We start from the raw sequence: 23,821 nt of genomic DNA on the forward strand, positions 1-23,821 counted from the left end.
GTCAGCGCCGCTCGGCGTCCGAGCGAACGCGTTCCACGACGAGGTCGTATAACTCCGCCACATGGCGGCCTTCCCGCCGTAGCTCGTCGATCTCGTCGCGCAGTCGGCGGTTCTCACGGACGAGCTCATCGAGCTGGGGCCGTAGGCGGTCGAATGCAGCCTGAAGAGTTCCATTGCGTTCCCTTACCTCAGCCAGATCCTTCAGGGAGGCCATCGTGCGGGGAGCGAGGCGCTCCGCCATTCGGCCCAAGAACTCCTTCATCGCGTCGCTCCTTCTTGCCTTCGCACTATCACGTGTGCTGTAACTCTCGTTCGCCCACGGTCATCGGGTGAGACGACCGTGCGCACGGTTTCTGCGGCGAGGTCATGTGCGTTCGTCATGGCTATGAATTCATCGACCGGCAGGTGCCACGAGGTTGGATCCTCGAATGCGTGATCATCCGGCAAGTCCGTGTCGAAAGTAACCGCTGCCACGGCGGTCCCGCTCAGGATCCAGTGCATCAGTAAAACCGCGTTCTCCCGGCCGTCGCCGTCGAGCCCCTCCAGCACGTGCTCGAACACCAGGCTCGTCTGCCGGCCGTCGGCAATCCGCTCCAATGCGAACTCGAGCACGCGGTGTCGGTCGTTGAGATTGAGGTAGACAGCGTCACCCTGCCTAGCGCCTTCAACGGCTGCTTGGGCGAACAGCGCAGGGAGGCTGAAGTCCGCTACAATCGCGCTTCGTCCGCTGTCGTGCACCCGCTGCGCGGTTCTTGACGTCCCCGCGCCGATGTCGACGACGACACTGTTCGCGGGCGTTGTTGCGAGCGTCTCCAGCACAAAGGCGCAATCGCGAGAATCTGTGATTGCAGCGCCTCCGTGCCGCGCCTCCCAGAAGTCGCGGTGCAGGTTGAACGAGCCGAACCAGGAGTCGAACCTGCGCCTGGTGTCTTCGGGTATCCCGAATTGAAATCCAGGATCCGGTGTGCGCCAGCCTCGGCCGTAGTTCAGCTCGAGCCACTTCTCGGGGACCGCCGGACTCGGGTAGCTGTTGCCTTCAAGTTCGATCCCAACGAAGGGCTCGAGCGCCTCGCGAGGAAGCTCCCCGCGAATAGAGAACGGTTGATTGAACGTGCCGTCCGGGTCGAAGTAGGCCGTGAAGATGTCGATGTAGTGATCGAGGTCGCCCTCTTTGTGAAGAAACACGATCTGCAGGTGGGCGTGTGTGTGCCGCACCACGGTGTATCCGAGACCAGCGAGTGCCCGCTCGATGCGCTCGCTCTCGATCACGAGATCGGCAGGATGCTGCGTGTCTGTGACGTTGCCCAGATCGATGTCGTCGTCATGCGGAAGGAAGCGCCCGTTGCGGATGGCGCCGAGGAGCGAGCCGCTAGAAAGGAATGGTCGGAACCCGAGCCCACTAAGGTCCTCGATCAAACGATGTGCTCGATTCAAGAGCCGCTCGCGTGCGCCTTTCTTCTGCGATTCCAGCGGAACTCCGAGATTTCCCCATTTGTTGATTGCTAGCCAGCGGCCACGCCGGTCGACGACTGCGGTGCGTGTAGCAGAGTGGTCGAACGAAACAGTTCCCCTCGCGACGACGTCCTCGGTTGCTGCCTTCACGACGGTGATGTTCGTGCTGCCCGCAAGCATCGGCCTCAGGTTGACGGGCCAGTCAAGGTGCACGTGCTCATGAGAAAGACACACAATGTCGGTCGACCAAACGCGATGTCCATCGAAACGTATGTCCACGCTCTCGTTATGGACATCCGCCACGGATACAAAGGACAGCGAATCTTGCGACGATTGAAGGAAGCCCGGGTTCGGCAACCTGGCTTGCATGTGACGTCGTGCCGGGTTGAGAGGCAAGTCAGCTCCTGTGAAGATACTCAGATACGAGTCTGCATCTATTCTTCGGGCGCCACAAACGGGCCGAGCGAAGCGACCCACTCTGGCGCTTCCTTCGATGAATCGGCTATGCGTTGCTTCCGAACTGAGCAGTCGATGGACGACTTCGGCCTGGACGGACCGCTGAAATGAACGTGCGGAGAAGAGGGGCACAAGGTCGGTCCGAGCAGGCATTGTTTCTCGGCGGCGAGCTGAGGGGCGTTACGATCGTGGGGCGTCGGCGGCTTTCCGTGCGGCGCCGACCGTACGAAGGAGCAGCTGCTTGTCGCAATCCGTCTTGATCACAGGAGGCGCGGGTTTCATTGGCACGCGACTGACCCGCAAGTTCGTGGATGCCGGGTACGACGTCACGATCTTGGACGCTCTCATCCCACAAGTGCATGGCGAGGATGCCGAGCGGACGTCGTCTCTGTTCGGATCGGTGGCAGACATCGCCGATGTGATTCGGGGTTCTGTCACAGACGCTGAAGCCATCGCGCGGGCCGTCGAGGGGAACTCGATCGTGGTGCACTTGGCTGCCGAGACCGGAACCGGTCAGTCCATGTATGAGATCGACCGTTATGTCGAGGCGAACGTCGGGGGAACCGGCAAGCTGCTCGACTTCCTCACGAATCACGATTCCGAAGTCCGGCGACTGGTCGTCGCTTCATCTCGATCAATCTACGGCGAAGGCGCGTACAAGCGCGCGAACGGTCAGATTGTCTACCCGCCCCCTCGCGCAGAAGTAGATCTTTCTGCGGGAATCTTCGAAGTGAGAGACTCCGAGACAGGCGAGCCGCTAACCCCTGTGCCAACACCAGAGAGCGCAAAGCTCCACCCGTCGTCGGTGTATGGGATCACGAAGCAGATGCAGGAGTCCCTCGTCATGACTGTTGCTCCAGGAATCGGCATCGAACCGGTTTCACTTCGATATCAGAACGTCTACGGGCCAGGACAATCACTCAAGAACCCGTATACCGGGATCTTGTCCATTTTCTCCACCTTGATCACCCAGGGCAGGGAGATCAACATCTTTGAAGACGGGAAGGAGAGCCGAGATTTCGTCTACATCGATGACGTTGTGGACGCCACGTTCCTCGCGGCTGTGCACCCGGATGCAGCCGGACACATCTTCAACGTCGGTAGCGGAATCGCGACCACCGTGGACGATGTAGTGAGCGCGTTGTTCGCCGCATTCGGCAAACAAGTGCCGACACGTGTGTCCGGCAACTACCGAATCGGCGACATCCGATACAACGTCGCCGACACGGAGCGGCTGCGTAAGCGCCTGGGATTCGCTCCCCGGGTTGACTTTGGTGACGGCGTTCGTCGCTTCGTCGAGTGGGTGCAGACAGAGTCCGTCGAAGACAGCGGCTACGAACGGTCGCTGAAGGAAATGTCCGAACGTAATCTGCTGAAATGATGGAGAACGCCCTGCTGCGCTCGCGGCCATTCCCTTCACGACGGAACAGTATGAACATGTTCCGCCTCATCTTTGCCGCTATGGTGTTGTTCGCCCATAGCTGGTATACAGCGGGGCGCGGAGCGGGACCGGTTTTCAACAACGAAAACCTGGGGGGCTGGGCTGTTGCAGGCTTCTTCGTACTCAGCGGTTTTCTCATCACCGGTAGCCGGATCTCTCATTCCGCCGGCGAGTATCTCGTACACCGTGTTGCCCGAATCTTCCCTGCCTTCCTGGTGTGCCTGGCGTTGACTGCGTTCGTCTTCGCGCCGATCGCCCTATTCGCCCTTCATCACACCCTCGCGGGTTTTTTCTCCACCGGGCCGACGCCTCTGAACTACATCTGGTCGAACGCCGGCCTACATATGAACACGTACGCGATAGGGCGCAGCCTCGATGCGGTCCCCTACAAGGACGCGTGGGACGGTTCATTGTGGACGCTGTACTACGAGTTTGTCTGCTACCTGATCATCTGGGTTCTGGGTGGGCTCGTCATCTTTCGGAAGTCCGTGGTCCCGGTGGCAATCCTGTGGGTCCTATCGGTCATCAACTACGCAGGGCTTGGACTGGCATCACGTCTCGGCCTCAACCAGGATTACATGCTGCTTTCCCGGCTGCTCCCGTTCTTCCTGGGCGGATCGATCGTCTACTTCGTCATACGTCGATGGGGAATCAGCCCGGTGATCGGGGTCGGCACTCTGATCATCGCGGCGGTCGGAATCTGCTTTATTCCCGGGTTCGGCGGGCAAGCGTCCGCACCATTTCTGGCGTACGGCCTAATCTGGCTAAGCACTGTCGTACCTCAGCCCGGATTCATCGCTCGCAACGACATCTCGTACGGTTTCTACATCTATGCATGGCCCATGCAACAACTAGTCACCGTCTTCAGTGGCGCCTCGTTCGGGATGTGGATCTATTGGCTGATCACGCTCATCCTGACCGCGGCACTTGCACTGGCAAGTTGGTTCGTTGTCGAGCGGCCGATACTGCGATTGGTCAAGCGTGCGAGAATCGCCATTCCTCGCGAATCGGATCACAGGCATGGTGATATCGAGGCCGACAGATCGTCGGTTCGTCCCGAGGAGCACGGTCGCACTATCGCTTCGGACCCGCGCGTCGCGCGCGCAGGTCGCGTCGATAGGACACAAGAAGGCACCGTATGAGCATGACACGCGCCGCGAGTACCCTCCCCAGACGTCGCGGGCGCGTGGGTGTCACATTCTCACTGTGGACCCGACGTTGAAGAGTGGGCTCTTCAACTAGGCCGATGGAGTGCGCGACGTTCCCCGCAATTGCGATCCAGAGGTCGTGCGACTCGTGGAGAAAACTAGGGAACGGGAGAATCCGGGACACGAAGCTTCGCCGGAAGCCCATTCCGCAACCGTAGTAGCCGCTTACCCCGGCCAATATCCGCACTATGTTCCTGCGCCATTGTGCCGCCTGGGAGGCCGGCATCCGCCAGTTCGGGCGCTCACCGGTTCCGAGAATGGTCATGTTGCTGGCTACGACTGCTTCTGACCGAAGTACGTCGAGCATGGCATCTACACGACCTGGCAGCCAGATATCGTCTTGGTCGGCAAGCAAGACGAACTCCCCCCGGCTAAGGCTCACTGCGCGCTCGAACGATCGCACATATCCTCTGTTTTCTCGGCCCACCAGTAACCTCAGCCGGGCGTCGCCAAGCTCGTTCAGGATGTCTACGGTGCGATCCGTCGAAGCGTCGTCGACGATGACGACCTCGTCGAAGGCATTGAGTTCCGCAAGGATGGATCGAACCTGATCAGCCACATAGAGTTCGCCGTTGAACGTCGCCATGCATACGCTCACCCGAATGTTGTCTGACAAGACACTCCTCTCCGGCGCTGGCCGCTATCGCTGCGTCGTGTCCATCTTTCCGGATGTGAAACGATGGATGCTGCTCAAGAGATGGGATGCAGCATGACGTTCGACATCATGATGCCGTTCTACGGTCGCGTCGACCATTTCAAGGCGGCGGTCTCGAGCGTGCGCTCACAGTCGAACGAAGACTGGCGATTGGTCGTCATCGATGACGTCTACCCGGACCTCACGGCCGGCCAGTGGCTCCTCTCGTTGGCCGACCCGCGAATCGAATACATTCGCAACGAAGTCAATCTTCGTCCGAGCCGAAACTACCGGAAGGCGTCTGGTCTCATGACCAGCGAGTTCTCCATGCTCATGGGTTGCGACGACATCATGCTTCCAGGCTTTCTCCGCCGCGTCGAGGAGCTGATCGATGCCCACCCGGACGCCTCACTCGTGCAGGTGGGAGTGCAGCCGATCGATGCCAACGGCGAGCCCCGACGACCGGTCGCAGATTGCGTCAAAGCGTTGCTTACGCCGCGCGGGCCATACCCCCGAATGCTCGACGGCGAACCGCTGGCCAAGAGCCTCTTGCGCGGCAACTGGACGTACTTCCCCTCGCTCGTCTGGAGGGTTTCGCAAATCCAAGATCCCGGGTTCCGCGTGGATCTCGACGTGGTCCAGGACCTAGAGATGCTTCTGCAGATAGCGGAGCGCGGCGGCAAGATGGTCGTTGACGACGAAGTTCAGTTCCAATACCGCAGACATAAGCAAAGCTACTCGGCGGTGACTGGACCGGATGGATCGAAATATGCGCAGGAGCGAACTGTCTTCGCGGAAGCGGAACGGGCTACTCGGGCTCTCGGCTGGAACCGCGCCGCTCGATCGGCGCGCTTCCATCTGACGTCCCGTCTCCATGCAATTGCAGAGCTGCCCGCCGCTGTACGCGCTGGAAGCGGCGCGGGCGTTCGCGCCTTGAGCAGGCACGCATTCGGACCGTCAGAAGCGCCACAGCGCCGAGCCTCCAACTAGTCGAGGAAGCTCATCCCGCCCAGCCGCTAATGCACCCACCACCACGCACACGGTCGCGGCGCGCTCATAGGCGTGACGTTATAGATGAAGGGTGCCGTCAGGCCGGCCGTCTGACGAGTCGTGGGGCCGGCCCCGCCATGCGATTCTCGCGGCGATTTGAGCTACCTCCGGGGGAATCCGTCCAGTGCGACCTAGCCGAGCATCACGTAGCCCTCGCCATAGAACCGTCAGCATTGATCGGCGGGGCCGCGCGAACAATAACACCGCCACGAAGTGAGCGGCATCAAGAGCGCTGTCGCGCAGGATGAGACCCGGTGATGACGATCGGTAGCGGCGCGACAGCAGGATCCTGTTGCGGGAACGGTAGTAGTACCGGAACGGCGTGCTCAGCGTCGTAGTGATCGGAACGCCCAGGATGCGCAACGTGCGAAAGCTCCCGAGTCTGTGCGGCAGATCTAGGTCAGCCGAAGCCACCGATAGGAAGCCCGCAGCTCTCGCTCGAAAATAGTACTCGTCATCTACGAGGTCGATGAAGAAGTCAGCGTCGAAGTCTCCGACCGTCCTTAAGGCCATGCCGGTCACGAGCAGCCCGGACTGGATTGGGCGCAGTGCTTCCGTGAAGCCGTCCGAAAGCTTGCTCCCTGTCTGGCTTATTCCGCCGAACGATGCCGGCGCCACCATGCCGACTTTCAGGCCATCAGCGGTCGACCGACAAAGCGTATCGATTAGGGCATCGATAAATCCGACGGGCACCACACTGTCCTGATCGAAAGTGATCACGACGTCGTCGATTCCCGGTGCGGCATGGGAAATGCCTCGGTTGAGTGCGGCACCGATGCCCTCGTTCTCGCTGGACGAAAGGACGAAGACACCGAGCCCTGCAATTGCCTCGACGATGCTCTCATACTCGTCTCCGCTGCCGTCGTCCACCGCGATCACCTCATCCGCTTGCGCAGCGATACGAGATACGTTGGCCAGTGCCTCCTTATCTGGACGGTACAACGAGACAATGGCGATCACTCGACGCTTGGACACCGTCCAATTCTCAGTCATACGGATCAAGGGAATTCACCGGCGAGGATTGGGACCGGCCGGACATCTAGGATTGTCAGCATGCCGACGCCCATCGAGCGCACGCTGATCGTCATGCCTGCCTTAAACGAAGGGACCAGTGTCGGGGCCGTGGTCGACGAAGTCTTCTCGGCTCTCCCCGGCATCGCGTGCCTCGTTGTTGACGACGGCTCGACCGACGAGACAGCGCGCGTGGCGGCACGCGCCGGTGCGAAGGTCGCGCAACTACCGTATAACCTCGGCGTCGGCGGGGCCATGCGCCTGGGATTCCGGTACGCGTCGGAGAACGGGTACGACAACGTTGTACAAGTCGATTCCGACGGCCAACACGACCCGCGCGCGGTTCCCGAATTGGTCGCGGCTCTCGACGAAGCGGACATTGTGATTGGCGCTCGCTTCGCAGGCAAAGGGTCCTACCGCGTGCGCGGCCCGAGGCGTTGGGCCATGTCGCTGCTCGCGGTAGCTCTCAGCCGCATCGCCCGAACAAGGCTGGCAGACACCACGTCGGGCTTCAAGGCGATGGGACCCCGCGCGATCGCGCTTTTCGCCACTAACTACCCTGCAGAGTACCTCGGCGACACGATCGAGGCATTGGTCATCGCAGCGAAAGCTGGACTGACGATTCGGCAGATCCCGGCGGAAATGCGTGAACGTGCTGGAGGAACGCCATCGCAGAATCCCATTAAGTCAGCCGTCTATCTCGCCAGAGCGACCCTGGCACTGGTCGTTGGACTCATGCGTCCAGCGACGCCGATCCCGGGAGATGAATCGTGACAGTAGCCAGCTACATACTTGGCGTCGCGGCCGCCCTGCTCGTCCTCGTCATCGTGACGGAAATGCTTCGACGGCGGCGCCTTAGGGAGCGTCATGCGCTTTGGTGGCTGGTCGCGGGAGTCCTCGCTCTCATCGCCGGTCTTTTTCCGAGCACTCTCCAATGGGGCGCCCGGCTGCTCGGCGTGCAGTTACCGACCAATCTGATCTTCTTTGTGAGCATCGCGATCCTGTTTCTGGTGTGTCTCCAGCACGCCGCCGAGCTCACGACTGTGGAAGCGAAAACGCGGACCCTTGCTGAGCAGACGGCGCTTCAGGACTTACGCATCCGCGAATTGGAACGCCAACTGAATGGCCGTGATCGACTCGCCACCGATCCCGACGAGAGCTGAGCCTGGCGTCTATGCTCACGTTCACCAGCGCGCCCCTCAACGAACTGCACAGCATCTACCGATAAACTCGCTCGGTCCCCACGCGCCGGCCCCTCCGTTCTCCGTGTCAGACGACGGTGGGCCGTGTTGCCCGATGTGAGCAAAGGATTCTGGTGTGCGAGTAGTCGCAGTGATCGTTGCCCACAACCGGCGCGAACTCCTGCTCGAGTGCCTGGACGCGTTGCGAATCCAAAGTCGACCCCTGGACGCGATCATCGTGATCGATAACGCGTCGGACGACGGTTCGGCCGCGGCCGCGGCCGCCATGCCAGGCGTCGATGTCGTCCGACTCGAAGTGAACACCGGAGGTGCTGGTGGCTTTGCGATCGGCATCAGACGGGCCGCATACGAACAGGGCGCTGATCTCGCTTGGGTCATGGACGACGACACCGTACCAAGCGCTACCGCCCTAGAGACCCTGCTCGCGGCCTTCTCGTCAGCGCGAGAACGGCCGGGTGTTCTCGCGTCGCGGGTTGTGTGGTCCGACGGAGCGGACCATCCCATGAACACGCCCAGACGCAAGCCCTTAGCACGCTCCCAGGAGCGCCGTGATGCTGCCGAAATCAACGCAGTCCCGATCAGATCAGCATCGTTTGTGTCCGTTCTCGTTGATATCACTGCGGTCCTGGAGCATGGACTACCCGTCGCCGAGTACTTCATCTGGAACGATGACTTCGAGTTCACGGCCCGAATTCTTCGTCATCGCCGCGGACTCTTTGTGCCTGACAGCGTCGTTACGCATAAGACCAAAGCTCGGGCGGACACGGATGCCGATCCGGGCGAGCGCTTCTTTTTCGAGGTTCGGAACAAGTTGTGGTTGTTCCGTGACTCACCGGCGCTGGCCTGGTATGAGACGCCGCTCTACTTGGCGGCTACCGCTCGACGTTGGCTTCGCACGTACCTACGATCAGCGAACCGCAGGACGATAACCCGTACATTCAAGAACGGCTGGCACGACGGCATGAGCAAACGCCCCCGGCCGAATCACGAGTATCTCGCGTCAATTGGCGTCCAATTTGCCGCTCTCACCGCCGGGAGAAACTCCTCGCGGAAAGAACATGGCGCATGACATCTGCTCCTCGGTTCTCGTTGCTGATGCCGGTGTATCACGGGGATGACGCGCAGTTTCTGCTCCGGGCTTTCCGCAGCTCGGTCTCCGAGCAGTCATTGATGCCGGCCGAGGTGATCCTCGTGCAGGATGGCCCCTTGTCTGCACAATTGGTGTCGGCAATTGCGGAACTCGATCGCACCACGCCGGTGCCCTTGAAGATTGTCATCCTGCCAGAGAATCGTGGCCTGGCAGAGGCGCTCACAGCAGGTCTCGCCGAATGCAGCTACGAGGTCGTCGCGCGAATGGACGCCGACGACATCTCTGAGCCGCATCGGTTCCAGGTCCAACTCGAGCTGATCTCACGAGGATTCGAGTTGGTCGGCAGCGGGCTGAGCGAGTTCACTGACACGCAGAATGGCGAGTTGTTGGGCATCAAGCGCATTCCGCCGACTGATCCGGAGGCGATCGGCAAGTACGCTCGCTTCCACGATCCGTTCAACCACCCAACTGTCGTCTATACCAAACAAGCGGTGGAGCGAGCCGGCGGCTATCAGACGATGGGGATGATGGAGGACTACTGGCTCTTCGCTCGCATGCTCGCCGCCGGGGTCCGTGCAGTCAATTCACCGGATCCGCTCGTACGCTACCGTGTCTCGTCCGGAGCGTACAAGCGGCGCGGCGGCATGCGTCTGCTCCGTAGCGAGTGGATGCTGCAGCGCGCATTTCTCCGGAGCGGCTTCACCACACGTCGCCAATTCCTGCGGAACGTGTTCATCAGGGGCGCGTATCGGCTCGTCCCGGAGGCGGTCCGTCGGCGGGCCTACCGAACATTGATCGTCCAAGACGAGTCACGCACAGCCACAGCGCGCTGAGTCGGGACTTCGAGCGTGCGCCACGAGATCGCTCCGAAGGTTACGCCGGTACGGGAACGCTCTCGGGATATGCGACCTCTGGATTGAACCGGACGCCGCGGAGAAGCTCGCGGGTCATGGATCGACGCAACTTTCGAGGGACTCGTCCGCGGTGCATGACGACTTGCACTCGTGCGAAGAACATGAGGTAGGAAAAGAGGCTCTGGTGGTGCAGCCGGAACGACGCCTCGTTGCGGATGCCGTACCGGAACTTCCAGGCGTTCGTCTCGTCGATCAGTCCGAAGTTGACGCCCTTGTTGTCGCCCATGTCATGAACGACCGTGCTGTCAAGCACCTGAACCCCAGGGCATACGCCGGTCACCCGCAAGGTGTACTCGTGGTCATCGAACCAGATGAAGTACTCGGCGTAGGGCAGACCGTACTTCTCAATCACCCAGCGCGGGAAGAGAACCGAGACGAATGAGCAACTGCGCACCATGACGGAGTGCGACCCATCGGCGATCAGTCGTGCCCAATCCCACGTCGTCTCCGGGTTGTTCATCTCGCAGATCTTGCCGTCCGTGTAGAGCACCAGCGAGCAAGAAAAGGGAACGTCTGGGCCAAGCTTGTCGACCGCGTCCGCGTGACCGTCGATCAGCAGCCTCAACGCATCGGAGTTCGGGTAGCAGTCGTCGTCCATGATCCATACGAAATCGGCGCCAAGGTCATACGCGCGAGCCATGCCGGCTGCGAAGCCGCCCGCACCACCGCGGTTCTCCGAGAGCGACAGCACGTCGATGTCCAGGGAGGAGTCAACCGACGACAGGTAGTCTCCCGTCCCATCCGTCGAGGCGTTGTCCACGACGACGAGCCGGTCCGGCCGCCGCGTTTGACCCTCGATCGCCGCGATCACGTTCTTCAGCTTCTCCAGCCGGTTGAACGCGACGACCACCGCCGTTACTTGCTCCACTCGATCATCTTCCTTTCCAGCCAGCGATCCGATGGCTCAAGCCGAGAGAATTCATCGGCGAGTCGTGCCTCTTCCACCCAGATCTGCCGGCGGAAATCTTCCGACCGCGCCGCCTGAGCCAGGATCGCGCTCGCCTGCGGGATGAACTCGTGGGGCTCACGTGATACCAATGCGATTTCAGCAACCACCGTGCGCTGTGATCCGACATCCGCCGAGACCACGGGCACCCCCGCAGCGATGGCTTCGAGCGCGGTCAACGCGATTCCCTCATTCTGTGACGAGATCACGAGAACGTCGATCATCGCAAGGGTCTCGCTGACCGGAGCGCTCTCGCCCCGCAGCGTTACGATGTCGCGAAGATCGTGCCGATCGATCTCGCGCTGAACGAACGACTCGAGAGCCCCACTGCCCTGGATCACGGCATGAATGGGCGAGGGCAGTGCCTGTCGAAGTGACTCGATCAGCTTCAAGAACAGGTACGGCCGCTTCTGATGAGCAAAGCGACCGATAAAGCCGACCCGGAACGGTGCTCCTTCTACACGCGGCCGTACTTTCACCGTCTCCGTCGTGCTTGTGGTCAAGCCCATGAGCGGCGCGAGTTCGATCTTGTGGTCAGCGACTCCCTGCACGTCGCGAAGCCAATCACGAAGTTGGGGCGAAATCACATGATGTATATCGATGCTGTCATCGAGAATAACGCCGAACGACGGGTATCCCCCGCCGTTGTATTCAAGAATGTGCTGCGAGTCGACGATCGGCACCGATGGGAGGCGCCTCTTGAGCCACGGAAGCCTGTCATAGAGCCAGCGACAGTGATGCACGAAGACCCCTCGAACATCCCAATTGCGAGCGATGGCATCGAGCACAGGTTCCTGGTTCTCGGGCTGGCCGATCGGATGCGTAAGCGGAACAACGACAGCTTCCGACAATTCCGGCCGCGTGATCCACGGATGGGCTGAGTCAACGTCTGTTATCACGATCGGGCGCAGTCCATGAGACCATGCCGCTTCAATCGTCTTTACGGCCCATCTCTCGGCGCCGCCGAGATCGAGCCAGTGCAGGCCGAACAGCACCGCTGGCTCCTCTTCGAGCCCGCGCCCTTCAGGAAGGATGTCCGGGTCCCGCTGGGTTCGCGACAGGCGCCTGGTAAGCAGCTCTGCCTCCCGCCCACGGATCAGGAACTGACGGACGCGATCGTATGCGAATGGGAACCGGCGCTCAACGGCCATACGTAGACCCCAGTACAGTCCGTGGTTCCGGAACAGATCCCCCTGATCAGCCGACGGATCAAGGTCGAGCACAATATGACGCTCGCCCGTCTCATGGTCTGGGGCGAAGTCGTGCCTCCTGCGAAGCTTCTTCGCGGTCGGCGTGAAGAGGTCATGGGGCTCGCCTTGCACTTTGCTTGCGACCGCGAACTCGCCTATCCAACTGACGTGATGAGTCGGCTTGCGCCTTGTACGCACGTCGGTTAATGACGACGAGCCGCCACGGCGCCCGAGATAGACCTGAACCTTGAGGGCTCCCCCTGGCACATCCAGTGCATGGTAGTTGAGGGCCCCCACGAGAAGAGCACGCTGCCGGAGGCTGAGACCTTCAGCGATCGATGCGAGGTCGCCATCGTCAGTTACGGAGAATAGAGCCGGTCTCTCAAACGTTCGGAAGATGCGCATCGCGTTGGTAAACCTCAGAGTTTTCGTCGTATTCGCCGTCAAAGCGCCCCGGTCATACTAGCGGGACCCTTGCTTCGAGATGCCTGGAGACGCAATGGCGTGCCCGGCCGGCGCGCGTGCCCGCACCGCTGGGAGCTGGCGCAAGATGGGACATATAGCAGCGATTACACTGGTCACGGTTTCACGCCCGCCCCCGAGAGCGGACTACGACGGCCGATCCCGCAGCCTTTCACTAAGGAATCACACGCCTTGACGAGCACCCACCACGCCGGAGCCGAGGGCTTCATCACGCCCGGACACAGCCGTGGCCTCATGGACGTGATTCGCTACCGATACCTGTTGCGACTGCTCGTGCGCAAGGGAATCCAAACCAGATACCACGGTTCAGTGTTGGGCTGGACCTGGTCGTATGTGAAGCCGGCGGCGCAGTTCTTCGTTTACTTCTTCGCCCTCGGTGTCTTCCTGGGGCTCAACAAAGGGGTTCCTAACTTCCCCATTTACCTGTTCTCCGGCATGATCGTGATCAATCTCTTCGGCGAGGCTTTCACGAATGCGACGCGGTCGATCGTTGACAATGGTCCGCTCGTTCAGAAGATCTACCTCCCTCGTGAGTTGTTTCCGCTGGCGGCGGTCCTCGTGGCGTTCGTGCACTTTCTTCCACAGGTGGCGGTACTCTTCATCGGCGCTTTGGTCACCGGCTGGACACCGAGTCTGGTAGCAGTTGCGGCGTTCGTGCTCGGCGTGATCATCGTGACCGTTCTCTCGACAGGACTCGGCCTGCTCTTCGGTGCCGTCAATACATCGTTCCGGGACGCACAGAACCTCGTCGAGTTATTCCTCCTCTTCGCGACGTGGGCCTCACCGGTTCTCTACCACTGGCAATCCGTCCAACACGCGCTTCCGTCGTGGGCGCAGACCGTGTATCTGCTCAATCCGCTGACACCTTCCGTCGAGTTGATGCATCTGGCGTTCTGGACTCCGACACTGCATGGCCAGAACGTGCCAGGCGGTCCCCCGAACCTTCTATTCTTCTCCGTTATCGCCTTGCTGACCTCAGTCGTCATTCTGGTCGTCGGTCAGCTCACGTTCCGAAAATTCGAGGGTCGATTTGCCCAGGATCTCTGACATGACGAGAAGCTCTCCACAACCCGGCGACCGTGCCGCGGGCAGATTGCCCAGCATCATCGTCAACGACGTCACCAAGAGCTTCAAGCTGCGACACACACACTCCTTCAAGGAGGCTTTCGTCGGATTCATCCGACGAAAGAAACTGTCGACGACGTTCTCCGCGCTGTCGCATGTCTCCATTGAAATCAAAGAAGGCGAATCGGTCGCACTGCTCGGGTACAACGGCTCTGGCAAGTCCACGTTGCTGAAGCTGATCTCGGGCGTATTCCTGCCTGACAAGGGCCGAGTGCTCACCCGCGGACGAGTAGCTGGCCTCATCGAGGTCGGAGCAGGCTTCCATCCAGACCTGACTGGGCGAGACAATGTCTACCTCAACGCCGCCATCCTCGGAATGTCTCGAAAAGAGATCGATGCGCGCTTCGACGACATTGTGGAGTTCTCCGAGATCGCCGACTTCATCGATACAGAGGTCAAGCACTACTCGTCGGGAATGTTCCTTCGGCTAGCATTTTCGGTCGCTATCCACACGGAGCTGGACGTCCTTCTCGTCGACGAGATACTTGCGGTGGGCGACGCCCCGTTCCGCGCAAAGTGCGAACGGCGGATCCGGGAGCTCATCGAGCAGGGTAAGACGATGGTCGTCGTGAGTCACGACTTGGAGATGGTCACATCCTTATGCGAGCGGGGTGTGGTGCTCCGGAAGGGCGACGTGGTGTTCGACGGCCCTATAGATGAGGCGGCCAGCGCGTTGTCCGGGCTCGACTGACGGGCCAACAGCCAACCGTGAGCTAAGCCTCCAGCAATGGACCCGGAACGCCACCAACGAAGCGCTATGACGCGAACAGTGGGCGAAGCTTGTTCTCGAACAACGAGAGGGCCGATCCGATGGCCATGTGCATATCGAGATACTGGTAGGTACCGAGACGGCCCCCAAAGAACACGGCCGGCTCATCAGCACCAAGCTCCCGGTAAGTCAGCAGCTTGTTTCGGTCCTCGGGCGTATTGACCGGGTAATACGGCTCATCCTCGTCGCGCGCGAAGCGCGAGTACTCACGCATAATGACGGTCCGATCCCTGTCGTAGTCGCGCTCTGGATGAAAATGCTTGAACTCGTGCACGCGCGTGTACGGAACGTCCAGGTCGGCATAGTTCATCACCGATGTGCCCTGGAAGTCTTCGACCTGGAGCACCTCCTGCTCGAAATCAAGAGTGCGCCACGACAGGGCGCCAGCTGAGTAGTCGAAATAGCGGTCGACGGGGCCGGTGTAGACAACGGGCACGGCGCCGACTACGGCGTTCTTCGCGAACGGAGACGTATCGTCGAAGAAGTCGGCCTGCAGCGCCACGTCGATCTTCGGATGCTCGGCCATTCGTTCGAGCCACCGTGTGTATCCGTCTACAGGCAGACCCTCGAACGAGTCGTTGAAATAGCGGTTGTTGTACGAGTAGCGAACCGGCAGACGACTGATCACCTCAGCCGGTAGTTCGCGCGGATCGGTCTGCCATTGCTTTGCCGTGTAGTCCCGAATGAACGCCTCATACAAGGGGCGTCCGATCAAGGAGATCGCTTTGTCCTCGAGATTAGAGACCTCGTGAGCAGCCACTTCGGCCGCCTGTTCGGCGACCAGCGCCCTCGCGCTGGCCGGAGAGTGCGCGGCCCGGAAGAACTGGTTGATCGTCCCGAGGTTGATGGGCAGCGGGAACACCTCACCGTTGTGCGTGGTGTAAACCCTGTGCTGATATGACGTGAAGTTGGTGAAGCGGTTGGCGTACGACCAGACCGACTTGTTCGATGTGTGGAAGAGATGTGCTCCATACCGGTGAACCTCGATCCCGGTACTCGGCTCGACTTCACTGTATGCGTTCCCACCGATGTGGCTGCGTCGCTCGATCACTGCGACCCGCAACCCGAGTTCTTCGGCACAGCGTTCGGCCACGGTCAGACCGAAGAATCCGGCTCCGACAACCAGAAGGTCATAATCCATTGCCGTGGAATCCTCTCAGGTCTGATGCTCACGCGAGCGCAGTCTCCAGGGTATAGGGGCTTGCTCAGCCCGTGGATACACACCGGACGCGCCGACGTTCAGCCTCGAGTTGGTAGTCTCGGGGCGGCGCGAGGTAGCCGGCGCCTCGAAAGGATACGAATGACTTGGGCTGACCTCGCACTGGCACTCGGCGCGGCCGCAGCGTTCGTCCTCGTGCCGGGGCTCGTCATTGGCCTGGTCGCTGGACTTCGCGGAATGTGGCTGTGGGGCCTTTCGGCGCCGTTCGGTGTGACGGTCATCTCGATCGCGGCAGTGGGGGCGCCATTTGCAAACCTGCGCTGGGGTGTGCTTCCTGTTCTGATTGCCTTGGCGGCGCTAGCCCTGATCGTCCTCGTTCTGCGGTTACTGATATGGCGACGGCTCCCGCCACTCTCGTTCAACGAAGCTAACCGGCATGCTTGGGTTCCAGCCGTCGCCATTGCTGCACCCATGCTCATCATCCTGATCCAAGTGCTGGTCATCGTCGGCAACCCACAGAACATCTCGCAGACATTCGACAACGTCTTTCACCTGAACGCGATAAGGTACGCAGTCGATCAGGGGAATGCCTCACCGCTCTTTATCAACAGCATGACGAGCGCGGGGGGCCCAGCGGGTTTCTATCCGTCCGGCTGGCACGCACTTGGTGCGCTGGTAGTGATCACTACGAACGCTTCCATTCCTGTCGCCTCTAATGCGCTGACTTTGCTGTTCCCGGCGATCATCTGGCCAGGAGGAATCCTCCTGCTGGCGCGAGTTTTCGGTGGTTCATCACCGGCGTTCCTGCTCAGCGCGGGCCTCCTCGCGGCGGCCACACCTGCTTTCCCACTGCTCATGATCCAGTACGGCGTGCTCTTCCCGTACATGATGTCGTTGACGCTTCTTCCCGCGGCATTTGCTGTTCTCGTCACAGTGGCGTTTCGCAAACATGAGTCGCCTCGGGCCGATTGGGGCGCCGTCCTCCTGCTTTTGGGGACGATACCGGGCATTGTGGTCGCACATCCGGGCGCATTCATGGCCCTTCTCGCGTTCGCGACGGTGACGTTGGCAGTGTGGTTCGTCTACCAACTGCGATCACACCCTTCGAGGCGACGGATCTGGGTGCTGCTTGCCCTGGGATTCGGGTACCTCGTGGCCCTAATCGCAGCCTGGTACAAACTCCGACCCCCCGCAGCTGCCCGCGGATGGCCGGCACAAGAAACGGTTGCACAAGCAATAGGTGAGGTGTTCGCGGCAGCCGTCTGGAGCGCACCGATCGACATCGCGGTGGCTGCGCTTGCGATCGTAGGGTGCGTGGTCGCACTCCGACGGCGGACGCGCGTTGACGTTGTCCTTCTTCTAGTCTTCGTCACGACTGTGATTCTCTATGTAGTGGTGAGCGGGCTCCCTTACTGGACCCCCAGGGACATGCTTGTCGGCCCCTGGTACAACAACGCCCCCCGTCTCGCCGCGCTGCTTCCCGTCGGCTGGATACCGCTCGGCGCAATAGGGGCGAAACACGCTCTCGGATGGCTCATGCGTTGGGCGGATCGGAGGCAACGGAAGCGAGGAGCCCGCGTCATAGTTGCGGCCGCGGCAGTCGTAGTGCTCATCGTGCTACCTCAGTTGACCAGCATGAGGAATATGGTGCTCGACACCGTTCCGATCTTTCGCTACTCGAAGAACGCTCCACTGTTGTCGGCGGACGAAGACACACTTCTGAATCGCCTGGATCGTGAGGTACCTCGTGACGCAGAGATCGCTGGCAGCCCTTGGACGGGCACGGCTCTTGCATATGCATTAGCAGATCGTCGCGTGATTATGCCGCATATCCTCTCGCAGTTAAGCAGAAGTGACAAGCTCATCATGAATGGCATCAACCATGCGGTCCCCGGTAGTGCGGTTTGCGCCGCCGTGCACCACGATCATGTCGACTTCGTCCTCGATTTCGGTTCGGCCGAGGTCAACGGGGGGCGTCATCCGTACCGAGGGCTACAAGACCTTTCCAAATCCGCTGCATTAAAACTGGTCGATCATGTGGGGCAGGCAAAGCTATATCGTGTGGTTGGCTGTTCCTGATGTCGTTGCTCCCGGGACAGTCACTGTTCCAGAAGTAAGATCACGCCAAGTTGACTAGTTGTTGTAGATATGTCCCGTACCCGCTCTTCACTAGCGGCGCCGCGAGTCCTTCGAGCTGCAACGTGTCGATCCATCCCGCTCGCCAGGCGATCTCTTCAATGCAGCCGATCTTCGTGCCTTGGCGGTCCTCGATGACGCGCACGTACTCCGACGCCTGCATCATTGACTCGAAGGTGCCGGTGTCGAGCCACGCTGTGCCACGGTCGAGCACCTGCACGTTCAGCTTTCCCGCCTGCAGATAGCGCTCATTGACCGTCGAGATCTCGAGTTCACCACGAGCACTCGGCTCGATGGTCTTTGCGATCTCGACCACATCGTTGTCATAGAAGTAGAGGCCCGGCACCGCGTAGTTGCTCTTGGGCCGTTCTGGCTTTTCCTCGATCGAGACCGCCTTGAAATCCTCGTCGAACTCCACCACACCGTAGGCGCGAGGATTACTCACGTGGTACGCGAAGATCGTTGCGCCTTCATCATTGGTGACGTGACGAAGGGCGGTTCCGAGGCTCGTGCCGTGGAAGATGTTGTCGCCGAGCACGAGCGCGACGGACTCGTCACCGATGAACTCCTCGCCGATGATGAACGCCTGCGCGAGCCCGTCCGGCGAGGGCTGCACGGCGTATTCGAGCCGAAGCCCGAGAGCGGTGCCGTCCCCGAGCAGAGCTCGGAACTGATCGTTGTATTCGGGCGTCGTGATGATGAGGATCTCGCGGATGCCCGCCATCATGAGGGTCGACAGCGGGTAGTAGATCATCGGCTTGTCGTAGATCGGCATCAGCTGCTTCGAGATGCCCTTGGTGATCGGCCAGAGGCGGGTGCCGGAGCCACCGGCGAGGATGATGCCGCGCATGTCAGTTCGCTCCGCTCAAGGAGGCGTAGAACGCCTTGGCTGCCTCATATTCCGGCAGAAATCCCTGCTCATGGGCTGCCGCAAGGGTCGGGGCATCCGTGTCCTTCGGCGACAACAGCAGTTCCGATGCGTCAAGCGGAAACTGGAGCGCGATGTCGGGATCCAGCGGGCTGATTCCGTGCTCTCGCTGCGGGTTGTACACATCTGTCACCAGGTAGCTGACGGTCGCATCGTCGCTCAGTGCGACGAAGCAGTGGCCGAGTCCCTCTGCCAGGTAGATGGCGCGGCGATCGACATCGTCGAGCAGCACGGTGTCCCACGTTCCGAAAGCCGGGGACCCGGTGCGGATGTCGATCGCGAAGTCGAGCACAGCGCCTCGCGTGCACATCACGTACTTCGCTTGGCTCGGCGGGATATCGGCGAAGTGGATGCCTCGCACCGATCCCTTGCGGGAGACCGATGTGTTCGCCTGTCGCAGGTCCAGAGCGTGACCGATCGTCTCCTCGAGTCGGTCGAAGCGGTACCACTCCAGGAACGCCCCGCGGTCGTCCCGGTGCTGCACCGGGGTGATCTCATAGGCGTCGGGCACGGACAGCTCGCGGATTTGCACCGGGCGAGTCTACCAATCGGCCTTCGGTAGACTCGTCGGCAGTCTCACGACCAGAAAGCATCCCGGCACCCATGAAGATCCTCGTCACCGGCGGCGCCGGTTTCATCGGCTCGAACTTCGTCCACTATCTGCTCGACAACACCGATCACGACGTCACGGTGCTGGACAAGCTCACCTATGCCGGCAACCTCGCGTCCCTGGAAGGTCTCCCGGAGAACCGGTTCACGTTCGTCAAGGGCGATATCGCGGACGCCGGACTGGTCGATCGTCTCGTTGCCGAACACGATGCCGTTGTGCACTACGCGGCCGAGAGCCACAACGACAACTCGCTCGCCGAGCCGGAGCCATTCGTTCACACCAACCTGATCGGCACGTTCACACTGCTCGAGGCCGCTCGCCGTCATGGCACGCGGTTCCACCATATCTCCACCGACGAGGTCTACGGAGACCTCGAACTCGACGATCCGGCACGGTTCACGGAGTCGACGCCGTACAACCCCTCCAGTCCCTACTCCTCGACCAAGGCCGGCAGCGACCTGCTGGTCCGCGCCTGGGTGCGATCGTTCGGCGTGAAGGCGACGATCTCGAACTGCTCGAACAACTACGGGCCCTATCAGCACGTCGAGAAGTTCATCCCACGCCAGATCACCAACGTGCTGCGCGGCGAGCGCCCCAAGCTGTACGGCACGGGCGAGAACGTGCGCGACTGGATCCACGCCGACGACCACTCCTCCGCCGTCCTCACCATCCTCGAGAAGGGCCGCATCGGCGAGACCTACCTCATCGGGGCCGACGGTGAGAAGAACAACAAGCAGGTCGTCGAGTTGATACTCACTGAGCTGGGCCACCCAGCGGATGCCTACGACCTCGTCGCCGACCGGCCTGGCCACGACCTGCGCTACGCGATCGACTCCACGAAGCTGCGTTCGGAGCTCGGCTGGACGCCTCAATACGGCGACTTCGCTGCGGGGCTCGCCGCGACGATCCAGTGGTACAAGGACCATGAGGACTGGTGGGCCCCGCAGAAGCAGGCAACCGAGGACCGTTACGCGGCACAGGGACAGTAGCGGTGCGTTACCTGATCACCGGTGCATCCGGAATGCTCGGCCGCGACCTGCAGGCCGCCCTCGCCGAACGCGAGGTCACGGCGCTGTCCCGGGCCGACCTTGACGTCACCGATCGCGACGCCGTGCGCGAAGCGGTGAAAGGTCACGATGTCGTGTTCAACGCTTCGGCCTACACGAAGGTGGATGACGCGGAATCGCACGAAGATGCCGCGTACGCCGTGAACGCGCTGGGAACGCAGAATCTCGCCATCGCGGCTCGAGAGGCAGGCGCGAAGCTCGTCACTATCTCCACGGACTACGTCTTCAAGGGCGATGCGACCGCGCCATATGCGGAGGATGCCGCGCGTGACCCCCTCAACGCGTACGGTCGCACGAAGGCCGCCGGCGAGGAACTCGCCCTTGCGGCGCATCCGGAGGGCACGTACATCGTGCGCACCGCCTGGCTCTACGGGGAACACGGGCCGAACTTCGCCAAGACCATGCTGCGCCTGGCTGCTACGCACGACACGGTGACCGTGGTGGACGACCAGCGCGGTCAGCCGACGTGGACCGGCGACCTCGCCGAGCAGCTCCTGCGCCTCGCCGATTCGAACGCCGTCTCCGGCGTCTACCACGGCACTGCCAGCGGTGAGACGACATGGTTCGGCTTCGCACGCGAAGTCCTCCAGCAGGCAGGCCTCGATCCGGCGCGAGTGCAGCCCACCACGAGTGCGGAGTTCGTACGACCCGCCGCTCGCCCTGCATACTCCGTGCTCGGCCATGAGGCCTGGCGTGCGGCCGGGCTCGCCGTGATGCGAGACTGGCGAGAAGCGCTGGCCGAGGCGTTCGACCGAAAGGCATTCGATGACAACCCTGCGGGTGATCGTTGACGATGTGCTCACGGACGTGCCAGACGGCATCTCCCGGTACAGCCTCGAACTGACGCGCCAGCTGATCGCTACGGCCCCCCGCGGTTGCGTCGTGGAGGGAATCGTCGCCGCGCGAGGTGAGACGGATCGTCGCCTCTTGCAGCAGCTCCTGCCCGGCCTGGTCGGCGTGCACGCACTGCCGGTCGGATCGCGGGAACTCGCGCTGGCCTGGCAGATGGGCGTGAAACTCCCTCTGGGCGGCGGCCTCATCCATGCCCCGAGCCTGCTCGCCCCGCTCTTCAAGCACGACGCGACTGACTCGCTGGATCAGACGACCGTGACCGTGCACGATGTCTCGCCGTGGACGTCGCCGGATTCCGTCGGTGTGGTGGAGGCGGCCTGGCAGAAGGCGATGGTGAAGCGGGCGCGCAAGTTCGCCGACGCCGTCGTGGTGCCGACGCACGCCGTCGCGGAGCAGCTGGACGATGTCGCGAAGCTCGGCGACCGCATCCGGGTGATCGGCGGCGCCCCCTCCGACACACTTCGCGTTCCCTCGGACGCGGATGCCCGTGCCGAAGCTCTCCGTCTGCCCGAACGCTACATCGCCACCGTTTCTAGCCTTGATCCACGCAAGGGGCTCCGTCCGTTGATCGCGGCCATGGCGCATCCGTCCGTTGCCGGTCTGCCTCTCGTGGTCGTCGGCCCCGAGGAGTTCCACGGGGAGCACGTGTCGACCGTGGCCATGGAGGCCGGGTTGCCCGAAGGACGGGTGCGTGCGCTCGGCACCCTGGGCGATCCGGACCTCGCCGTGGTCCTCAGCCGTGCGGCGGTCTTCGTGTACCCGAATCTGTCGTCCGGCTTCGGCCTGCCCGTCATCGAAGCGATGCGCTTCGGCACTCCCGTGGTGCACTCCGACGATCCGGCCGTAAGCGAGGTCGCGTTCGGTGCCGGCGTCTCCGTCTCGAAGGACGACGCCGAGCGGTATCCGGTCCGGCTCGCTGAGGCGATCGATTCCGTGTTGGCCGACGACGCCCTTCGGGAACGACTGCGTTTCGCCGGCACCGACCGAGCGGCGGCGTTCAGCTGGCAGGCTTCGGCCGAACAGGTATGGCGCTTGCACGCCGAACTGTGACCATCCATCCCTCCCGGCACGACGTGCCCGACCGTTCAGGATCCATGCCTTCGATCAGCTATCGCCCCCGCCTCGTCGCCTTCGACCTCGATGACACACTCGCGGCATCCAAGTCACCGCTCGATCCGTCGATGGCCGAGCGCCTCACCGCGCTGCTTGACGTCGTGCCCGTGTGCGTCATCTCCGGCGGCCAATTCGGGCAGTTCTCGAAGCAGGTGATCGGCAGGCTGACGGATGCCTCCCCCGCGGCCCTCGAGCGCCTGCACCTCATGCCAACGTGCGGGACCCAGTACTTCCGGTTCGTCGGCGGTGAGTGGACGAAGGTGTATGCACAGGACCTCAGCGACGATGAGAAGTCGCGCGCTCTCGCCGCCGTAGAGACCCAAGCTCGCCGGCTCGGCTATTGGGAGGAGAAGACCTGGGGTCCGATCCTTGAGGATCGAGGATCGCAGATCACGTTCTCGGCGCTCGGGCAATCGGCCCCTGTCGACGTGAAGTCCGCATGGGACCCCAGCGGCGAGAAGAAGAACACCCTCCGTGCCGCCGTGCAGGAACTGCTTCCCGACCTCGAGGTGCGCTCCGGCGGATCCACGTCGGTTGACATCACCCGGCGCGGCATCGACAAGGCGTACGGCATCGGACGACTCTCCGAACTGACCGGCATCCGCCTCACCGACATGCTGTTCATCGGGGACCGCCTCGATCCGGACGGCAACGACTACCCCGTGCTCGCCCTCGGCGTGCCGACGCTCGCTGTCACCGGCTGGAAACACACGGTCGACGTGCTCGACGAGCTCATTCCGCAGCTGACGCCGCAGCGGGGCTGAGCCTCGGCACGAGAACGTCCGAGTCGTCCGGCCGCGGCATGACCGCGGCGAGCGCGGTGCCGATGCAGGCGAGGCCCACGACTCCTCCGACCACCGTGATGCCCGTGGCGAGAAGGATCACGACGCCGCCGATCGCCAGCACGGTCGACACTAAGGCCGTCAGCGGGCCCGTGCGCCGCTCCGCGTTCAGGGTAGGCGTCGGTTTCACTTCCCATCGCCCG

Annotated in this window: 24 protein-coding genes; 14 read left to right on the plus strand and 10 right to left on the minus strand. The window is 61.8% G+C overall.

Going from position 1 to position 23,821, the window contains the following annotated elements; genetic code table 11:
- Window position 1 precedes the first annotated feature (1 nt).
- The gene (locus ACYVI5_RS03780) at window positions 2-262 is read right to left on the minus strand and encodes a hypothetical protein (protein ID WP_460579048.1); all 261 of its coding nucleotides are present in this window, start codon (window positions 260-262) and stop codon (window positions 2-4) included.
- Complete coding sequence (locus tag ACYVI5_RS03785) at window positions 259-1,848, minus strand: LicD family protein (RefSeq protein WP_460579049.1); 1,590 nt, start codon at window positions 1,846-1,848, stop codon at window positions 259-261. Before ACYVI5_RS03785 ends, ACYVI5_RS03780 begins: the two co-directional genes overlap by 4 nt.
- A gap of 301 nt (window positions 1,849-2,149) precedes the next feature.
- Here ACYVI5_RS03785 and ACYVI5_RS03790 point away from each other — a divergent pair, with 301 nt between their 5' ends.
- Window positions 2,150-3,289: an NAD-dependent epimerase/dehydratase family protein gene (locus tag ACYVI5_RS03790; RefSeq protein WP_460579050.1), complete on the plus strand. Its 1,140-nt coding sequence runs from the start codon at window positions 2,150-2,152 to the stop codon at window positions 3,287-3,289.
- On the plus strand, window positions 3,286-4,491 hold the full coding sequence (locus ACYVI5_RS03795; protein ID WP_460579051.1) for an acyltransferase family protein: 1,206 nt from the start codon (window positions 3,286-3,288) through the stop codon (window positions 4,489-4,491). Before ACYVI5_RS03790 ends, ACYVI5_RS03795 begins: the two co-directional genes overlap by 4 nt.
- On the opposite strand, the gene ACYVI5_RS03800 is transcribed toward ACYVI5_RS03795, so the two are convergent.
- Window positions 4,424-5,143 (minus strand): glycosyltransferase, encoded by a 720-nt coding sequence (locus tag ACYVI5_RS03800; protein WP_460579052.1) that lies wholly within the window; start codon window positions 5,141-5,143, stop codon window positions 4,424-4,426. The genes ACYVI5_RS03795 and ACYVI5_RS03800 overlap by 68 nt on opposite strands.
- A gap of 123 nt (window positions 5,144-5,266) precedes the next feature.
- Here ACYVI5_RS03800 and ACYVI5_RS03805 point away from each other — a divergent pair, with 123 nt between their 5' ends.
- Window positions 5,267-6,181, plus strand: coding sequence for a glycosyltransferase family 2 protein (locus ACYVI5_RS03805; RefSeq protein WP_460579053.1), 915 nt, complete (start codon window positions 5,267-5,269; stop codon window positions 6,179-6,181).
- A gap of 78 nt (window positions 6,182-6,259) precedes the next feature.
- On the opposite strand, the gene ACYVI5_RS03810 is transcribed toward ACYVI5_RS03805, so the two are convergent.
- Window positions 6,260-7,216 (minus strand): glycosyltransferase family protein, encoded by a 957-nt coding sequence (locus ACYVI5_RS03810; RefSeq protein WP_460579054.1) that lies wholly within the window; start codon window positions 7,214-7,216, stop codon window positions 6,260-6,262.
- Between the two features lie 78 nt (window positions 7,217-7,294).
- Here ACYVI5_RS03810 and ACYVI5_RS03815 point away from each other — a divergent pair, with 78 nt between their 5' ends.
- The 4 genes from ACYVI5_RS03815 (at window position 7,295) to ACYVI5_RS03830 (ending at window position 10,377) form a co-directional block, all read left to right on the plus strand.
- On the plus strand, window positions 7,295-8,026 hold the full coding sequence (locus ACYVI5_RS03815; RefSeq protein WP_460579055.1) for a glycosyltransferase family 2 protein: 732 nt from the start codon (window positions 7,295-7,297) through the stop codon (window positions 8,024-8,026).
- Window positions 8,023-8,415, plus strand: coding sequence for a DUF2304 domain-containing protein (locus tag ACYVI5_RS03820; protein WP_460579056.1), 393 nt, complete (start codon window positions 8,023-8,025; stop codon window positions 8,413-8,415). Before ACYVI5_RS03815 ends, ACYVI5_RS03820 begins: the two co-directional genes overlap by 4 nt.
- Before the next feature lie 154 nt (window positions 8,416-8,569).
- A complete protein-coding gene (locus ACYVI5_RS03825; protein WP_460579057.1) occupies window positions 8,570-9,523 on the plus strand; it encodes a glycosyltransferase family protein in 954 nt (317 codons plus the stop codon).
- Window positions 9,520-10,377, plus strand: coding sequence for a glycosyltransferase family protein (locus ACYVI5_RS03830; protein ID WP_460579058.1), 858 nt, complete (start codon window positions 9,520-9,522; stop codon window positions 10,375-10,377). The genes ACYVI5_RS03825 and ACYVI5_RS03830 overlap by 4 nt, the downstream gene beginning before the upstream one ends.
- Before the next feature lie 40 nt (window positions 10,378-10,417).
- On the opposite strand, the gene ACYVI5_RS03835 is transcribed toward ACYVI5_RS03830, so the two are convergent.
- Window positions 10,418-11,326: a glycosyltransferase family protein gene (locus tag ACYVI5_RS03835; protein WP_460579059.1), complete on the minus strand. Its 909-nt coding sequence runs from the start codon at window positions 11,324-11,326 to the stop codon at window positions 10,418-10,420.
- Complete coding sequence (locus ACYVI5_RS03840; RefSeq protein WP_460579060.1) at window positions 11,314-12,999, minus strand: glycosyltransferase family protein; 1,686 nt, start codon at window positions 12,997-12,999, stop codon at window positions 11,314-11,316. Before ACYVI5_RS03840 ends, ACYVI5_RS03835 begins: the two co-directional genes overlap by 13 nt.
- A 249-nt stretch (window positions 13,000-13,248) precedes the next feature.
- Between ACYVI5_RS03840 and ACYVI5_RS03845 the strand changes: the two genes are divergently transcribed.
- Both ACYVI5_RS03845 and ACYVI5_RS03850 read left to right on the plus strand, forming a co-directional pair.
- On the plus strand, window positions 13,249-14,124 hold the full coding sequence (locus ACYVI5_RS03845; protein ID WP_460579061.1) for an ABC transporter permease: 876 nt from the start codon (window positions 13,249-13,251) through the stop codon (window positions 14,122-14,124).
- A 1-nt stretch (window position 14,125) separates the two neighbouring features.
- Window positions 14,126-14,893: an ABC transporter ATP-binding protein gene (locus ACYVI5_RS03850; protein WP_460579062.1), complete on the plus strand. Its 768-nt coding sequence runs from the start codon at window positions 14,126-14,128 to the stop codon at window positions 14,891-14,893.
- A gap of 64 nt (window positions 14,894-14,957) precedes the next feature.
- Here the strand turns inward: ACYVI5_RS03850 and glf are convergent, their stop codons facing one another.
- Window positions 14,958-16,112 (minus strand): UDP-galactopyranose/dTDP-fucopyranose mutase family protein, encoded by a 1,155-nt coding sequence (gene glf / locus ACYVI5_RS03855; protein WP_460579063.1) that lies wholly within the window; start codon window positions 16,110-16,112, stop codon window positions 14,958-14,960.
- A 159-nt stretch (window positions 16,113-16,271) separates the two neighbouring features.
- Between glf and ACYVI5_RS03860 the strand changes: the two genes are divergently transcribed.
- Complete coding sequence (locus ACYVI5_RS03860; protein WP_460579064.1) at window positions 16,272-18,209, plus strand: DUF6541 family protein; 1,938 nt, start codon at window positions 16,272-16,274, stop codon at window positions 18,207-18,209.
- A 40-nt stretch (window positions 18,210-18,249) separates the two neighbouring features.
- Here ACYVI5_RS03860 and rfbA read toward each other — a convergent pair whose 3' ends face one another.
- Window positions 18,250-19,116, minus strand: coding sequence for a sugar nucleotidyltransferase (gene rfbA, locus ACYVI5_RS03865; protein ID WP_460579065.1), 867 nt, complete (start codon window positions 19,114-19,116; stop codon window positions 18,250-18,252).
- 1 nt (window position 19,117) lies between these two features.
- Window positions 19,118-19,726, minus strand: a complete 609-nt coding sequence (locus tag ACYVI5_RS03870) for a dTDP-4-dehydrorhamnose 3,5-epimerase family protein (RefSeq protein ID WP_460579066.1) — start codon at window positions 19,724-19,726, stop codon at window positions 19,118-19,120.
- A gap of 71 nt (window positions 19,727-19,797) precedes the next feature.
- Here ACYVI5_RS03870 and rfbB point away from each other — a divergent pair, with 71 nt between their 5' ends.
- Genes rfbB through ACYVI5_RS03890 form a run of 4 tightly spaced genes read left to right on the plus strand, consistent with a single transcriptional unit; the run spans window position 19,798 to window position 23,600 of the window.
- Complete coding sequence (gene rfbB, locus ACYVI5_RS03875; RefSeq protein ID WP_460579067.1) at window positions 19,798-20,793, plus strand: dTDP-glucose 4,6-dehydratase; 996 nt, start codon at window positions 19,798-19,800, stop codon at window positions 20,791-20,793.
- Window positions 20,794-20,795: 2 nt separating this feature from the next.
- Window positions 20,796-21,662, plus strand: coding sequence for an SDR family oxidoreductase (gene rfbD, locus ACYVI5_RS03880; protein WP_460579068.1), 867 nt, complete (start codon window positions 20,796-20,798; stop codon window positions 21,660-21,662).
- Window positions 21,637-22,773: a glycosyltransferase family 4 protein gene (locus tag ACYVI5_RS03885; RefSeq protein WP_460579069.1), complete on the plus strand. Its 1,137-nt coding sequence runs from the start codon at window positions 21,637-21,639 to the stop codon at window positions 22,771-22,773. Before rfbD ends, ACYVI5_RS03885 begins: the two co-directional genes overlap by 26 nt.
- 44 nt (window positions 22,774-22,817) lie before the next feature.
- Complete coding sequence (locus tag ACYVI5_RS03890; RefSeq protein WP_460579070.1) at window positions 22,818-23,600, plus strand: HAD family hydrolase; 783 nt, start codon at window positions 22,818-22,820, stop codon at window positions 23,598-23,600.
- On the opposite strand, the gene ACYVI5_RS03895 is transcribed toward ACYVI5_RS03890, so the two are convergent.
- Entirely contained in the window at window positions 23,569-23,808 is a 240-nt protein-coding gene (locus ACYVI5_RS03895) for a hypothetical protein (protein WP_460579071.1), read from the minus strand. The two genes, ACYVI5_RS03890 and ACYVI5_RS03895, sit on opposite strands and share 32 nt — an antisense overlap.
- Window positions 23,809-23,821 lie beyond the last annotated feature (13 nt).

The organism is Humibacter ginsengisoli (assembly GCF_054780095.1).

Bases quoted from the DNA above. Each gene is read 5' to 3' on its own strand.
- ACYVI5_RS03780 (WP_460579048.1), bottom strand. From the start codon at position 262: ATGAAGGAGTTCTTGGGCCGAATGGCGGAGCGCCTCGCTCCCCGCACG.
- ACYVI5_RS03795 (WP_460579051.1), top strand. From the start codon at position 3,286: ATGATGGAGAACGCCCTGCTGCGCTCGCGGCCATTCCCTTCACGACGG.
- ACYVI5_RS03800 (WP_460579052.1), bottom strand. From the start codon at position 5,143: ATGGCGACGTTCAACGGCGAACTCTATGTGGCTGATCAGGTTCGATCC.
- ACYVI5_RS03805 (WP_460579053.1), top strand. From the start codon at position 5,267: ATGACGTTCGACATCATGATGCCGTTCTACGGTCGCGTCGACCATTTC.
- ACYVI5_RS03815 (WP_460579055.1), top strand. From the start codon at position 7,295: ATGCCGACGCCCATCGAGCGCACGCTGATCGTCATGCCTGCCTTAAAC.
- ACYVI5_RS03830 (WP_460579058.1), top strand. From the start codon at position 9,520: ATGACATCTGCTCCTCGGTTCTCGTTGCTGATGCCGGTGTATCACGGG.
- ACYVI5_RS03840 (WP_460579060.1), bottom strand. From the start codon at position 12,999: ATGCGCATCTTCCGAACGTTTGAGAGACCGGCTCTATTCTCCGTAACT.
- ACYVI5_RS03850 (WP_460579062.1), top strand. From the start codon at position 14,126: ATGACGAGAAGCTCTCCACAACCCGGCGACCGTGCCGCGGGCAGATTG.
- glf (WP_460579063.1), bottom strand. From the start codon at position 16,112: ATGGATTATGACCTTCTGGTTGTCGGAGCCGGATTCTTCGGTCTGACC.
- ACYVI5_RS03860 (WP_460579064.1), top strand. From the start codon at position 16,272: ATGACTTGGGCTGACCTCGCACTGGCACTCGGCGCGGCCGCAGCGTTC.
- rfbA (WP_460579065.1), bottom strand. From the start codon at position 19,116: ATGCGCGGCATCATCCTCGCCGGTGGCTCCGGCACCCGCCTCTGGCCG.
- rfbB (WP_460579067.1), top strand. From the start codon at position 19,798: ATGAAGATCCTCGTCACCGGCGGCGCCGGTTTCATCGGCTCGAACTTC.
- ACYVI5_RS03885 (WP_460579069.1), top strand. From the start codon at position 21,637: ATGACAACCCTGCGGGTGATCGTTGACGATGTGCTCACGGACGTGCCA.
- ACYVI5_RS03890 (WP_460579070.1), top strand. From the start codon at position 22,818: ATGCCTTCGATCAGCTATCGCCCCCGCCTCGTCGCCTTCGACCTCGAT.